At 49.6% G+C, this 13,768-nt stretch carries 13 protein-coding genes; 8 read left to right on the top strand and 5 right to left on the bottom strand.

From position 1 onward, the window contains the following. Window positions 1-9 precede the first annotated feature (9 nt). Entirely contained in the window at window positions 10-657 is a 648-nt protein-coding gene (gene fucA / locus CPY98_RS01970) for an L-fuculose-phosphate aldolase (protein WP_025798618.1), read from the bottom strand. 658 nt (window positions 658-1,315) lie between these two features. Between fucA and fucP the strand changes: the two genes are divergently transcribed. The 6 genes from fucP (at window position 1,316) to mdoC (ending at window position 8,760) form a co-directional block, all read left to right on the top strand. Continuing rightward, entirely contained in the window at window positions 1,316-2,635 is a 1,320-nt protein-coding gene (fucP, locus tag CPY98_RS01965; protein WP_025798615.1) for an L-fucose:H+ symporter permease, read from the top strand. Window positions 2,636-2,687: 52 nt separating this feature from the next. Beyond that, window positions 2,688-4,478, top strand: coding sequence for an L-fucose isomerase (gene fucI, locus CPY98_RS01960; protein ID WP_096386148.1), 1,791 nt, complete (start codon window positions 2,688-2,690; stop codon window positions 4,476-4,478). A 301-nt stretch (window positions 4,479-4,779) separates the two neighbouring features. Then, entirely contained in the window at window positions 4,780-6,243 is a 1,464-nt protein-coding gene (gene fucK / locus CPY98_RS01955) for an L-fuculokinase (RefSeq protein ID WP_096386146.1), read from the top strand. A gap of 1 nt (window position 6,244) precedes the next feature. Further along, window positions 6,245-6,670: an L-fucose mutarotase gene (fucU, locus tag CPY98_RS01950; RefSeq protein ID WP_046450367.1), complete on the top strand. Its 426-nt coding sequence runs from the start codon at window positions 6,245-6,247 to the stop codon at window positions 6,668-6,670. 79 nt (window positions 6,671-6,749) lie between these two features. Then, entirely contained in the window at window positions 6,750-7,505 is a 756-nt protein-coding gene (fucR, locus tag CPY98_RS01945) for an L-fucose operon activator (protein ID WP_096386143.1), read from the top strand. Between the two features lie 124 nt (window positions 7,506-7,629). Continuing rightward, window positions 7,630-8,760, top strand: a complete 1,131-nt coding sequence (gene mdoC, locus CPY98_RS01940) for a glucans biosynthesis protein MdoC (protein WP_072008143.1) — start codon at window positions 7,630-7,632, stop codon at window positions 8,758-8,760. A gap of 42 nt (window positions 8,761-8,802) precedes the next feature. Here the strand turns inward: mdoC and CPY98_RS01935 are convergent, their stop codons facing one another. Both CPY98_RS01935 and glsB read right to left on the bottom strand, forming a co-directional pair. Beyond that, on the bottom strand, window positions 8,803-9,531 hold the full coding sequence (locus CPY98_RS01935; protein ID WP_043490538.1) for a DUF2884 domain-containing protein: 729 nt from the start codon (window positions 9,529-9,531) through the stop codon (window positions 8,803-8,805). Between the two features lie 14 nt (window positions 9,532-9,545). Then, window positions 9,546-10,472, bottom strand: coding sequence for a glutaminase B (gene glsB / locus CPY98_RS01930; RefSeq protein WP_025798602.1), 927 nt, complete (start codon window positions 10,470-10,472; stop codon window positions 9,546-9,548). A 207-nt stretch (window positions 10,473-10,679) separates the two neighbouring features. Between glsB and CPY98_RS01925 the strand changes: the two genes are divergently transcribed. Next, window positions 10,680-11,174: a hypothetical protein gene (locus CPY98_RS01925; RefSeq protein WP_096386141.1), complete on the top strand. Its 495-nt coding sequence runs from the start codon at window positions 10,680-10,682 to the stop codon at window positions 11,172-11,174. A 132-nt stretch (window positions 11,175-11,306) separates the two neighbouring features. Here the strand turns inward: CPY98_RS01925 and CPY98_RS01920 are convergent, their stop codons facing one another. Both CPY98_RS01920 and trmB read right to left on the bottom strand, forming a co-directional pair. Further along, window positions 11,307-11,633: a YggL family protein gene (locus tag CPY98_RS01920; RefSeq protein ID WP_025798599.1), complete on the bottom strand. Its 327-nt coding sequence runs from the start codon at window positions 11,631-11,633 to the stop codon at window positions 11,307-11,309. Then, window positions 11,633-12,349: a tRNA (guanosine(46)-N7)-methyltransferase TrmB gene (gene trmB, locus CPY98_RS01915; RefSeq protein WP_025798597.1), complete on the bottom strand. Its 717-nt coding sequence runs from the start codon at window positions 12,347-12,349 to the stop codon at window positions 11,633-11,635. Before trmB ends, CPY98_RS01920 begins: the two co-directional genes overlap by 1 nt. A 346-nt stretch (window positions 12,350-12,695) precedes the next feature. Between trmB and mutY the strand changes: the two genes are divergently transcribed. Then, window positions 12,696-13,754, top strand: a complete 1,059-nt coding sequence (gene mutY / locus CPY98_RS01910) for an A/G-specific adenine glycosylase (protein ID WP_172863830.1) — start codon at window positions 12,696-12,698, stop codon at window positions 13,752-13,754. Window positions 13,755-13,768 lie beyond the last annotated feature (14 nt).

Raw genomic sequence — 13,768 nt, 5'->3', positions numbered from 1 at the left:
GTCGCCGCGCTACTCTTCCACACGCAGGCCGTAAGTCTTGAATTTCTCCAATACAATGGCGATTTCTTCATCAGACAAGACCGGTACCGGATCCACGATTGGCAACGTTGCCAGATAAAGCTCGGCTAAAACTTCAACTTCGTGGGCCAGCCATAAAGCCTTTTGTAAATTGGCTTCGCAGGCAATCATGCCGTGATGCTGTAACAGCGTGGCTTTACGATTTTTCAGCGCAACGGCAACATGCTCGGAAAGTTGTTTGGTACCAAACGTCGCATAAGGCGCGCAGGGAATGGTGCTGCCACCGGCGGCGGCAATCATGTAATGAATGGCTGGGATTGGCCGATTCAGAATAGAAACCGCCGTGCAGTTCACGGCATGGTTGTGCACCACCGCGTTGGCTTCTGGACGCGTTTGATACGCAATCTGATGGAAGCGCCATTCACTTGAGGGCACTTTCCCCTCCTCGTGTTTCCCATGCTGATCGATATAAACAATATGTGACTCGGTCAAATTCTCATAAGGGATGCCCGTTGGGGTAATCAGCATTCCATCGCGGTAGCGCACGCTGACATTACCCGCAGTCCCCTGATTTAAGCCCAGACGTGTCATTTCCAAGCAGGTATGAATTATTTCGCGAGCTAATGAGTCTCTTTCCATTTGTTGCCTCTCTGATTATTGATGGAATCAGTCATTTAAAAATAACGGTGTTGGTAACTGTCATATTTATCCTGTAGAGAACAACAATAAAAAACCTGATTAAAATATGTGACACAGCTCAATAGAATTACATCACCGCCATATAAAAAGCCCACAAATAGAAAAACAAAAATGTCCGTTTAATTTTCATTAAATAAAAACGGGCAAATCTATAAAAATAAACAGAGAACTGACCGTTTAAATTAAAAACAAAATAATCGGGCATTCTATTTGTGTTTTTTATGTCTTATTTGATTAAAACGGGCATGTTTTTTGATTTATTAAAGTGACTACCTTCACATTTCCACCCCCAATAATATTGAATGTGACTGAACTCATACTTTTAGTGCTTTTTTGTTTTAAGAATAGCTTCACTTACCGCATAAACGGCATGATTGCACCCCGCCTCCGATTGAACGGAGAGTGCCTGAACGTGTTGCTGCGGAAGAAGAACAGATTTATGCCAAAAATAATTGGAGTTGCTTCTAGGCGGCAAGAGAGTCAATCCCGATGAGCTGACTTTAGCCAGTGATTCAGGTCACCAAGCCTAGCCAACGCAGAAGCAGCTTCAAGTATGAAGGGTATACACAATATCTCTGTATGACCTAACGAGGGCGCTATGGGAAACGTTTCAATCCAGTCAGAAAACTACCGCGTTGCCAGTCATGAGCGCAAAGGGAATTATTTAATTCCATTTGCATTATTATGTTCACTTTTCTTTTTATGGGCTGTCGCTAACAACCTAAATGATATTTTACTGCCTCAGTTTCAGCAGGCATTTACCTTAACTAACTTTCAAGCTGGGCTGATACAGTCAGCATTTTACTTTGGTTACTTCCTAATCCCTATTCCTGCCGGAATATTAATGAAAAAACTTAGTTACAAGGCAGGGATTATTACTGGGTTATTATTTTATGCCATTGGCGCCGCACTGTTTTGGCCTGCCGCCGAGGGAATGAATTATACCTTATTTCTTATTGGCTTATTTATCATAGCCGCGGGACTTGGCTGTTTGGAAACGGCGGCTAATCCTTTTGTTACCGTATTAGGGCCAGAGGAATCAGGACATTTCAGAATTAATCTAGCCCAAACCTTTAATTCATTTGGTGCCATTATTGCCGTCGTCTTTGGTCAGGGGCTGATTTTATCTCATGTTCCTCATCAGCCAGCCGAAGTGTTAAGCCAAATGGCGCCAGAGCAGCTCGCGGCCTATAACCACAGCTTGGTGCTGGCGGTTCAGTCGCCCTACATGATGATCGTGGCCATTGTACTGTTTGTCGCCTTGCTGATTGCCTTCACTAAATTCCCAACCATTCAAAGTGATGCGCATAGCGGTGACAAAGGCGGTTCCCTGCTGGCTTCGGTATCACGTCTGCTACGTATCCGGCATTGGCGCTGGGCCGTATTAGCGCAGTTCTGCTATGTCGGTGCTCAAACCGCCTGCTGGAGCTATCTGATCCGTTACGCCATTGAGGAGCTTCCAGGCACAACGCCAGGATTCGCCGCCAATTATCTCACTGCCACCATGGTGTGCTTCTTCATCGGGCGTTTTAGCGGAACGTGGCTTATCCGTCACTATGCGCCGCACAAGGTTTTAGCCATCTATGCCTTTATTTCCATGCTGTTATGCATCATTTCCGCAGCGGCCGGCGGCCACGTTGGCCTTATCGCGCTAACGCTGTGCAGCATGTTTATGTCTATCCAATATCCAACCATTTTCTCCTTAGGGATTAAGGGATTAGACCAAGACACCAAATACGGTTCATCCATTATTGTTATGACCATTATCGGCGGCGGCATTGTCACACCGGTCATGGGATTTGTTAGCGATGCGGCGGGCAACATTCCAACCGCAGAACTGATCCCGGCGCTGTGCTTCGCCATCATTTTCATCTTTGCCAAGTTCAGATCAAACATCATGCCGCGCGCAACGGCTTAAGCAATTCAACCTTAAGAAAGACAACCTACCGATTAACGTGAGGAAAATAAGAATGAATAGCCAACACCAGACCCTACAAAACCTGCCCAAAATTGGTATCCGCCCAGTCATTGATGGCCGCCGCATGGGTGTACGCGAGTCCCTTGAAGAACAAACCATGAATATGGCGAAAGCCACCGCGCAGCTATTAAGCGAGCAGCTGCATCACGCCTGTGGCGCTGCAGTAGAGTGCGTGATTGCCGATGGCTGTATAGCGGGCATGGCGGAGTCTGCCGCCTGTGAAGATAAATTCAGCCGCCAGAATGTGGGATTAACCATCACCGTCACCCCTTGCTGGTGCTACGGCAGCGAAACCATCGACATGGACCCAATGCGCCCAAAAGCCATCTGGGGCTTTAACGGCACCGAACGCCCTGGCGCGGTGTATCTGGCAGCCGCGCTGGCGGCACATAGCCAAAAGGGCATCCCTGCGTTTTCTATTTATGGCCACGATGTGCAAGACGGTGGCGATGACAGCATTCCAGCAGACGTAGAGGAAAAACTTCTACGCTTTGCGCGCGCTGGTTTAGCCGTCGCTAGCATGAAAGGCAAAAGTTATATGTCGCTGGGCGGCGTCTCAATGGGGATTGCCGGCTCCATCGTTGATCATAACTTCTTTGAATCTTGGCTCGGTATGAAAGTGCAGTCGGTGGATATGACCGAACTACGCCGCCGTATCGATCAGAAGATTTACGATGCCGAAGAGCTTGAACTCGCGCTTTCGTGGGCGGATAACAATTTCCGCTTTGGGCCTGACCTTAATGCCGAACAATATCGTCGTTCGCCAGAAAGCAGCCGAGCGGTATTACGCGAAAGCTTGCTGATGGCCATGTGCATTCGCGACATGATGCAGGGCAACGAAAAACTGGCTCAGCAAGGATTCGTCGAGGAATCACTAGGCTATAACGCGATTGCAGCAGGCTTCCAAGGCCAGCGTCACTGGACCGATCAATACCCTAATGGCGATACCGCAGAAGCGTTGCTCAATAGCTCGTTCGACTGGAACGGCGTGCGTAAACCGTTTGTGGTAGCCACTGAAAACGACAGCCTCAACGGCGTTGCGATGCTGTTTGGCCACATGCTCACCGGCACCGCACAGGTATTCGCCGACGTTCGTACCTACTGGTCACCTGAAGCGGTAAAACGCGTCACCGGAAGTGACCTCACCGGTCATGCCAAAGACGGCATCATCCATCTGATTAACTCCGGCTCTGCGGCGCTAGATGGCTCATGCCGTCAGCTTGACGCGCAGGGCAATCCAACCATGAAACCGCATTGGCAAATCAGCCAGAAAGAAGCGGATGCCTGCCTGCAAGCAACCGAATGGTGCCCTGCGATCCACGAGTATTTCCGTGGCGGCGGCTATTCATCTCGATTCCTAACCCGCGGCGGCGTTCCTTTCACCATGTCCCGCGTCAATATCATCAAAGGCATTGGGCCAGTATTGCAGATCGCAGAAGGTTGGAGCGTTGAGCTGCCTAAAGACGTACATGACACGTTAGATAAGCGCACCAACGAAACATGGCCAACCACATGGTTTGCCCCACGCTTAACCGGCAAAGGGCCGTTTACCGATGTGTACTCTGTGATGGCGAACTGGGGTGCTAACCACGGCGTGCTGACCATTGGTCACGTAGGTGCAGATCTGATTACGCTGGCATCGATGCTGCGTATTCCAGTGTGTATGCATAACGTGGAAGACGGCGAAATCTACCGTCCATCGTCATGGGCCGCGCACGGCATGGATACCGAAGGACAGGATTATCGTGCCTGCCAAAACTACGGGCCTTTGTATAAAAAATAATGCGCGGAGTGACCCCCTCCCAGCCTCCCCCTTCACAGGGGGAGGAGCATACCGAGTTCGGTTTATGTCACTTAACGGCAGGGAATTCGCCCCCTCCCAGCCTCCCCCTTCACAAGGGGAGGAGCATACCGAGTTCGGCTTGCGTCACTGAACGGCAGGGAATTCACACCCTTCCGGCCTCCCCCTTCACAAGGGGAGGAGCATACCGAGTTCGGCTTGCGTCACTGAACGGCTCCCTCCCCTGACAAGGGGAGGGTTGGGGTGGGGTAAACCTGTTTATATTTATTCACTAGGAGCCACCATGAACCATGATGTGGTGATCATTTTAGACTGCGGTGCCACCAATATTCGCGCTATAGCGATAGACGCCAAAGGCATTGTGGTCGCTAAGGCGTCCACCGCCAATGCGAGCCAGCCCGCCGCAGAAAATGACCAATGGCATATCTGGTCATTAGATGACATTTTGCAGCGCTTTGCCGATTGCTGTCAGCAGCTCATGCCACAGCTAAACGGCTACCACATTCATGCGCTGAGCGTGACCACCTTTGGCGTTGACGGTGCGCTGGTCGATAAAAACGGCGAATTACTCTATCCGGTGATTAGCTGGAAGTGTCCGCGAACGGCGGCGATTATGGAGAAAATCGATCGCTATATTACGCCCGGCGAACTACAAACCATTTCCGGTATCGGTCAATTTAGCTTTAATACTTTGTATAAGCTGATCTGGCTAAAAGAAAATCGGCCTGAATTATTAGAACAAGCGCATTCTTGGCTGTTTATTTCGTCGCTGATTAATCACCGTCTGACCGGCGAATTTACTACCGATCGCACTATGGCTGGCACCAGCCAGCTACTCGACGTGCGCCAAGAAACCTTTAGCCAGACTATTTTACAACGCACTGGTCTTCCCTCTTCGCTCTTCCCGCGCATGGTCGCCGCAGGGGAGCATGTTGGCAATTTATTACCGAAAATGGCCGCGCGTCTTGGCATTCCCGTAGGCACTCCGGTGATTTCCGCCGGTCATGATACCCAGTTTGCCCTGTTTGGCTCCGGTGCCGAACTCGATCAGCCCGTGTTGTCATCCGGTACATGGGAAATTCTGATGGTTCGCACACCACAGGTGAATACGTCGCTGCTGCCGCGTTTTGCCGGTTCGACCTGCGAACTTGATAGCTGCCAAGGCCTGTTCAACCCCGGTCTTCAGTGGCTAGCGTCCGGCGTGTTGGAAAGAGTGCGCCAGCTTTATTGGCCTAACGAAAAAATCCCCGATGCCTACGCCCAAATGATTACCGAAGCTGACGCCATTCGCCCCGGCGCGGAAGGCCTGCGCATGAACTGCCAACTGCTTGATAACCACGCTCAGGCGGGTTGGCGCGGCATGCGTTTGCACACCGAGCGTGGGCATTTCTACCGCTCCGCTCTCGAAGGACTTTCTTGGCAACTACAGCAAAATCTCGCAGTGCTAGAAAACATTGGGGGGTTTGCTTCTAAGGAATTACTGCTGGTTGGCGGCGGCAGCCGAAACATGCTGTGGAATCAGATTAAAGCCGATGTTTTAAATCTTCCGGTCAAAGTGCTGCACGATGCAGAAACCACCGTGTTAGGCGCTGCGATGTTCGCTTGGAGCGGTGTGGGTTACTACGATTCGCCAGAACAGGCTCGCCAGCAGGTGAATTATCGCTATCAATCTTATTATCCCGGCGAGCAAAGCGAGATCTATCAATCTCTTGCCCACGAAAATAATCTGCTTAAGGAAGGAGTATAAAATGCTGAAAAATATCTCTGCGCTGATCTCACCTCAATTGCTCAAGACCTTGGCAGAAATGGGACACGGCGATGAAATCATTTTTTCCGATGCGCATTTTCCCGCTCATAGTATGGGGCCGAAAGTCATTCGAGCCGATGGGCTGCGCGTCAGCGATTTACTGGCCGCCATCATCCCGCTGTTTGAACTCGATAGCTACGCCCCGCCGTTGGTCATGATGGCTGCGGTTGAAGGCGATACGCTGGATGCCAGCGTGGAGCAGCGCTATTTGCAGGCATTATCGAGCCCCGATCGCCGCGATCTGTCGGTCACTCGTATCGATCGCTTTGCCTTTTACGAACGAGCCCAAAAGGCCTTTGCGATCGTCATCACAGGCGAGACGGCTAAATACGGGAATATACTGTTAAAAAAAGGGGTGACGCCTTAATCTCTTGCTCTGGATTTAACCATGCGCCAGCCATTAGGCAAGAACTCGGCGCATGGTTTTTCGTGAGAGGAGAGCCATCGTGAAAACAGATCGCCATCAGGCCATCGTACAACTCATCCGACAGCATGAAACCCTGACCACTGAAGATCTTGCCGAACTGCTGCACGTTAGCAAGGAGACGATCCGACGCGATCTTAATACGCTACAGGCGCAAGGTAAGATCATCCGCCAACACGGCCGCGCCAAAAGCATCAAGCGCGATACGCAAGACAACGGCGATCCCTTCAGCGCTCGCTTGAAAAGCCACTTCACCAGCAAAGCCGACATCGCGCGCCAAACGCTTCCATGGATCGATGCGGGAATGACGATTGCCCTTGATGCCAGCTCAACCTGCTGGTATTTGGCGAAACAATTACCTGATATTGATATCACCGTGTTCACCAACAGCGTGCGCATTTGCCAAGAACTGTCGAAACGAGAGCATATCCAGCTCATCAGCTCCGGCGGCCTGCTACAGCGTAAATATGCGTGCTATGTCAATCCAGCCATCCTTTCACAGCTCAAAGAACTCGAAATCGATCTCTTTATCTTCTCGTGTGAAGGCATTGATAGAGAAGGTATTTTATGGGATTCCAACAGCTATAACGCTGAATTCAAATCGCTGCTGCTTAAGCGTGCACTACAATCTTTATTACTGATAGATAAAAGCAAAATGAATCGCACCAGTGAAATAAAGATTGGTGGCATTAGCGATGTGGTGCAGGTGATAACGAACTTAGAAATGCCGGAAACTGACGCTTTGTCGGAAGCTGAAGATGAGGGTACCAGCCGTTAGTATGAAGTCTTACTTAAGCACGGATTAATCCAAAAATGCATGCGAACACTTGCCGGATAGGCATTATCTCCCTAGAGTTACGCCACTTTATGGCTTATCTGACAGGATTTTTAGGTATAACGCATTGGCTAAAACTATCCAACGAGAACACTATCTAGACTATATCCGCGCTACGCTCATGCTGTTGGGGATACCTTTTCATGTTTCGCTGGTCTATTCAGCCCACCATTGGGTGGTGAATAGCACGCCAGAAAGCCTGACTCTCAGCTTATTTAATGATTTCATCCACGCCTTTCGTATGCAGGTCTTCTTTGTTATTTCAGGCTATTTTTCCTGCATGCTGTATCAGCGATACCCGCTAAAAAAATGGCTGAACGTTCGCCTAACGCGATTATTGATCCCGATGGCAACCGCGATGGTGCTGATCACGCTGCCCCAGTTCTGGTATATCCTGCATCACACTTCGGGGATCGGCGATTGGGATCAGGCTAATGTGTGGCAAAAAGCCAATATTTGCGTGTGGTATCTGGTTTCACACCTTTGGTTTTTACTCACGCTAAGTTTGCTTACCGTCATCAGCGCGCCACTGCTCAACGCTATCGTGAATCGAGGGCTTTGGAGCAAAGTACCAACCCACATGTTATTGCCAATTTTCATCGCATTAGGCGTTGTTTTTGCCGTTCTACACAAGCTTTGCGCGACCTTCATGCCTGAGATTACCGGCTCGGCGTTATTTAACTTTTTAGTGGTGAATACGTTGATGTATTTCCCGTTTTATTTGCTCGGTGCCGTGGCATTCGTGCACATAAAACATAAAGAAAATATTACGCGGGTGTCATTCAGCGACGGTCTGATTGCTGCGGCGTCGGTGGGATTATATCTATTGAATGAAAACACACAGGTCTTCGCACCGCTTCAGCTCAGCGTGCAGTTTTGCCTGATTTTCATCATTGGTCTGACGATGACTAAAGTCGTACTTACGCTGGGTCATCGCCTGTTAAATCGCGAGTCGCGCGGCGTGACCTACTTTGTTGGCGCATCGCTGTTTATCTATCTGGTGCATCATCCACTGACGATTATCTACGGCAGCCTGATGGAAACCGCACATCCGAACCCATTTATTGGATTCATTATTGGCGTCACGCTGGTGGTATTAGGATCGTTAGCGCTGTATGAGATACATCGCCGCGTGCCTCTGTTGCGCTACCTGTTTTCGGGTAAACCGCAGAAACCTGTCGTAAATTCACTGAAATGATGAAATTTGCCAGCCGCTTGGGCTGGCAAATTATTGTCTCACTTACGCCTTTGGCAGCTCTTTAATCAGCGCCTGACGCTGGTTGTCGAGCGTAGTAATGCGCGTACAAACGTCTTTCCCGAAAGCTTTGAAGTCATCATCCTGCTTGCTCCACTCGGTACGGATCGCCTGCTGTAACCCACCCAGATTGCCCATGATGGCCTGTAACGGGTTATCGGACTTGGTGGCATTCGCAGCCTGTTTCAGCCCCATCTCATTGATGCTGTCTTGCAGAACACCACCCATGGTCTGGTTGACTAAATTCTGGCCTTCCTGCTCAACTTTAGAAATGGCTTGATGATGGAAGGTATACCCATCGCTGCGCTTTTCTAGAATTTTTTGCATCTGCTCTTTGAGCTGAGAATCCAGTTTGGTCAGGCGGTTACGGATATTGCTGTCGCTACCCACCTGCTCAACGATCACTTTATCCAGCGAAACACGAGCCTTTTCTAAACGCTGCTGAGCCCCCTGATCGATCCACGGAAAATCAGTACGAATACCCGATTGCAGATTTACCGCCTGCTGTTGCGCTTTAGCACTGAGCGCTACGGCTTTGCCATCGCGGGTCATATTGCCGTTTTTATCAATGGTGAGATTTCCGCTGGCACCCACAATCTGTACCTGCTGCGGATTAATGATGATGTCATCCTGCGGTTTAACGTTACATTCCCATGCCGCCTGTGCCTGCCACGCGGTTAGCATCAGCAGAGATAACCCTAATTTACGAATCATGCGTTCTTTCTCTCCTAAAAAATCGAGCGGCCAATGCGCTGAGCCAAGATCTCAAGCGCGGCGGTTCCCGCCAGTGAGTTACCAGAGGCATCCAGTTCCGGACACCAAACTGCGATACTCATTTCATGTGGAACAACGGCGATAATGCCACCGCCCACGCCTGACTTGCCGGGCATTCCGACACGATAGGCAAATTCGCCAGCGCCATCATACATACCGCTAGTGACCATCATGGCATTAATCTGGCGGTTCTGCCGCTCATTGATGAGAGGCTCATCCAGCGCAGGTGAATGCCCGTTATTGGCAAGATAGACAAAAGTGCGCGCCAGTTCCATACAACTCATTCTTAAAGCGCAGTAATGGAAGTAGGTTTGCAGCACCGTAATCACGTCATTTTCGAAGTTGCCAAACGACTTCATCAGATAAGCAATAGCCGCATTTCGATCTGAATGTTCAAACTCAGAGCGCGCAACGCGTGCGTCATATACGATATCCGGCTCGCCGGACAGCGCCCGCACCACTTCCAGCATACGCTGCTTAGGTGCGCTCAGACGCGACTGGAGCATATCGCACACCACCAGCGCACCTGCGTTAATAAAAGGGTTGCGCGGCTTCCCCTGCTCCAGCTCAAGCTGCAACAGCGAGTTAAACGGCTGACCAGACGGCTCTTTACCGACCCGCGCCCAAATATCCGATTCCGCATAGCGGCTCAGCGCTACGGTCAAGCTCAATACTTTAGAAATCGACTGAATAGAAAAGCGCTCGTCTGCGTCACCGGCCTGATAGGTTTCGCCATCGACGGTACACACGGCGATCCCCAGCTTATTCGCAGGCACTTCAGCCAAAGCCGGAATATAGTCCGCCACTTTGCCCTGCCCGATCAAAGGGCGTACCTGAGCCAGAATATCTTCCAGCAGTTGATTACTCAGCTTAGTCGCCACACGCTACTCCACAATGTATCCAAAATACGTTCATAACGGGCGGGAGGATAAAGCAAATGCGCCGGAACGGAAAGGAGTAGCAGAGAGATAACGTGGATACAAAATAACTTTGCGAACAGCATTCCATAACCTGTGGTTCTCACTAGAAGATTAAAATAATCAGGGCTAGATTGCGCAAATTATCGCTATGGACAGAGAGTAAATTACATGGAATTTCTAGCGCTAAAACAGGGGGACTTCACCCTGCATCTATGCCATTTCAGCATCCATAATCAACCGTTTACCTGTTTGTTTTCTTTGGTAGATCTTGATGATGACAGTTACTTGATATTTAGATCTGAGGAGGTTGGTTTTTTATTGCAAGAACCTAGCTATGACGTCAAATTCGATCGCCAAGATAACTTCGAATCTGGTCATTTTTATGCCTCTCCGGTTTCACAAATAACGCGCTTTGGTTATCGAGAACTATTGATGCTTGGCGAGATTCTTACTCAAATTATTGAACAGCATTATCAAACATTTAATGCTAAATCCTATTTTGCCAACGCTGAAAATTTACGCTTAAAACATTTCTACGATAGGCTTGTAAGCAGAAGCGAAAATAGGTTAAATTTTGAACTCAGCAACAATATTGGCCCCGGAGAACTCGGTTATGCTTTCAAGACCCCCTGTTTCAGAACTCAAAAAAATGACGGTGCGTGAACGAAAGATTTTAGGTATGCAACTTGCCAAACAAGCCTTCGATTTGGCAGTCAAAAACGATAAAATTGTGCGGATACCCTTCGCAAAACAATAAAAAACCCGCCGAAGCGGGTTTTTTTATACCTGTGGAAATCAATCCCACCAAACATCAAACAGATCGCTCACGACAACATTTTTCATGCCGTGTGCTTCTAGCCAGTCTTTAACCAGCTTCTGATGTTCTTCGGTGCACTGACCGATCTGCTGCAGGCAAATCAGACCTTCCCATGCCAGATAGCCACTGCCATCAAATGCCAGACCGTTTGGCTCAATCGCTTCATCGATGAATTTATCAACGGTAGTGTCGATAATGTCGATACCGGTGCCTTCTTCAAAGTTCCAGCTTACGCTGAAACCCAATTCCTGAAACTCATCGATATGCATCTTTTTACGCAAACGACGGCTGCGGTTTTTAGCCATTATTCTACCCTCTCAAACATCAAATCCCAGTTGCCATGCCCCAAACGCTGACCACGCAGTTCAAACTTCGTTAATGGACGCGAGTCCGGCCGAGGGACGTATGTATTATCGCTGGACAGGTTTTTGTAACCTGGTGCGTTGTTCATCACTTCCAGCATATGCTCAGCGTAGTTTTCCCAGTCAGTTGCCATATGGAAAACGCCGCCGATTTTTAATTTGCTCTTAATCTGCTGTGCAAACGGAGCTTGTACGATACGGCGCTTATGATGGCGCGCCTTATGCCATGGATCGGGGAAGAATAGCTGAACCATTGCCAGCGAACTCTCCGGGATCATCTCTTCCAGTACTTCAATCGCATCATGGCACATCACGCGTAAGTTAGTGATGCCCGCTTCATGAGCTGCGGCCAAACATGCACCCACGCCTGGCGAATGCACTTCGATGCCGAGGAAGTTTTTCTCAGGATGCTGCTGCGCCATGGTAACCAACGACGCGCCCATACCAAAGCCGATTTCAAGCACGGTAGGCGCTTCACGGCCAAACAAAGCCACCAGATCCAGCGGCTGTGGCTGAAAATCTACGCCCATCACCGGCCAGAAGTTATCCAGCGCAAACTGCTGCCCTTTGGTCAGACGCCCTTGGCGGCGAACAAAACTGCGGATACGGCGCATAACGCGGCCGTTCTCATCAAATTCCGGTGATACAACGTCATTCATAGTGGTGCTTCATCTGCCTGAATGTGGATGTTTAACATAAAGTGAGCGCGCATTATGCAAAATTGGCCCGTTTTAACAAGTTTTGATTTTAACAGCTACTGGCAAGCTCTAGTCAGAAACTTTCATTAATTAGCGTTAATCGTTGAATAAAACGCGTATTAATCATCGTTATCACATCACCCTTTTAGGTATAACCAGCTCTCTGCGGATAACAGGAAATCGCCTATTCGCATCCGCTTGAGAAAGATCCGGTTTACAGCAGGTAGGCTCTGTGCTGCAATCGCTGCCTATTTTTATCGGCCTCGCTTTCTTAACCAGCGCGGCCTAATGGGAACTCTTCACGCTTATGATGCTGGCGCAACAGTTCGCGCAGTCGGTGCTAACTTGGTACGACCGCTACGGACGCAAAACTTTGCCGTGGCAAAGTCCAAAAACACCTTATCAAGTATGGCTTTCAGAAGTCATGTTGCAACAAACGCAGGTTGCGACCGTGATCCCCTATTTTCTGCGCTTTATGGAAAAATTCCCTGACGTGCGAGCGCTCGCCGCTGCGCCTCAGGATGAAGTTTTGCACCTGTGGACCGGCCTCGGCTACTACGCCCGTGGGCGTAATCTACATAAAGCCGCGCAAACCATCGTTGAAAAGCACGGCGGTGAATTCCCAACCTCTTTTGAAGAGGTCTGCGCGCTGCCCGGCGTTGGACGTTCTACCGCGGGCGCTATTCTCTCTTTATCGCTTGGCCAGCATTACCCTATTTTAGACGGAAACGTAAAACGCGTATTGGCCCGCTGCTATGCGGTTGACGGTTGGCCGGGCAAAAAAGAGGTTGAAAACCGTCTGTGGCAAATCAGTGAAGAAGTCACTCCGGCCAAAGGCGTCAGCCAATTTAATCAGGCGATGATGGATTTAGGCGCGATAGTTTGCACGCGCAGCAAACCAAAATGCGAACTGTGCCCGCTGAGCAGCGGATGCATGGCTTACGCCAACAACAGTTGGAGCCAGTATCCGGGTAAGAAACCGAAGCAGACTATTCCCGAACGAACCGGCTATTTCTTAATGATGCAAATAGGCGATAAGGTCTGGCTGGAACAGCGTCCTAACGTTGGGCTATGGGGTGGCTTGTACTGCTTCCCACAGTTTGCCAGCGAAGACGAATTACGTCTGCACGTTGAGTCTTTGGGCATAGGTCAGCCAAAGCTTCATCAGCTAACCTCATTTCGCCATACCTTTAGCCATTTTCATTTAGATATCGTGCCAATTTGGTTTGATATAACACAGCACAGCCACTGCATGGATGAAGGAACTGGACTCTGGTATAACTTAGCCCAGCCACCGTCTGTCGGTCTGGCAGCCCCCGTGGAACGTTTATTGCAGCAGCTGGTAAAAGAGCCTGTTGCTAAGTGAGAGCTATGACTTTC

The sequence above is a fragment of the Hafnia sp. CBA7124 genome (assembly GCF_002355555.1).
GTDB lineage: Bacteria > Pseudomonadota > Gammaproteobacteria > Enterobacterales > Enterobacteriaceae > Hafnia > Hafnia alvei.
The sequence above is the reverse complement of the archived record's forward strand: the minus strand, read 5'-3'. Positions and strand labels throughout refer to the sequence as shown.

Bases quoted from the DNA above. Each gene is read 5' to 3' on its own strand.
- trmB (WP_025798597.1), bottom strand. From the start codon at position 12,349: ATGAATGACGTTGTATCACCGGAATTTGATGAGAACGGCCGCGTTATG.
- fucU (WP_046450367.1), top strand. From the start codon at position 6,245: ATGCTGAAAAATATCTCTGCGCTGATCTCACCTCAATTGCTCAAGACC.
- CPY98_RS01925 (WP_096386141.1), top strand. From the start codon at position 10,680: ATGGAATTTCTAGCGCTAAAACAGGGGGACTTCACCCTGCATCTATGC.
- fucK (WP_096386146.1), top strand. From the start codon at position 4,780: ATGAACCATGATGTGGTGATCATTTTAGACTGCGGTGCCACCAATATT.
- CPY98_RS01920 (WP_025798599.1), bottom strand. From the start codon at position 11,633: ATGGCTAAAAACCGCAGCCGTCGTTTGCGTAAAAAGATGCATATCGAT.
- fucI (WP_096386148.1), top strand. From the start codon at position 2,688: ATGAATAGCCAACACCAGACCCTACAAAACCTGCCCAAAATTGGTATC.
- mutY (WP_172863830.1), top strand. From the start codon at position 12,696: ATGATGCTGGCGCAACAGTTCGCGCAGTCGGTGCTAACTTGGTACGAC.
- CPY98_RS01935 (WP_043490538.1), bottom strand. From the start codon at position 9,531: ATGATTCGTAAATTAGGGTTATCTCTGCTGATGCTAACCGCGTGGCAG.
- fucP (WP_025798615.1), top strand. From the start codon at position 1,316: ATGGGAAACGTTTCAATCCAGTCAGAAAACTACCGCGTTGCCAGTCAT.
- fucA (WP_025798618.1), bottom strand. From the start codon at position 657: ATGGAAAGAGACTCATTAGCTCGCGAAATAATTCATACCTGCTTGGAA.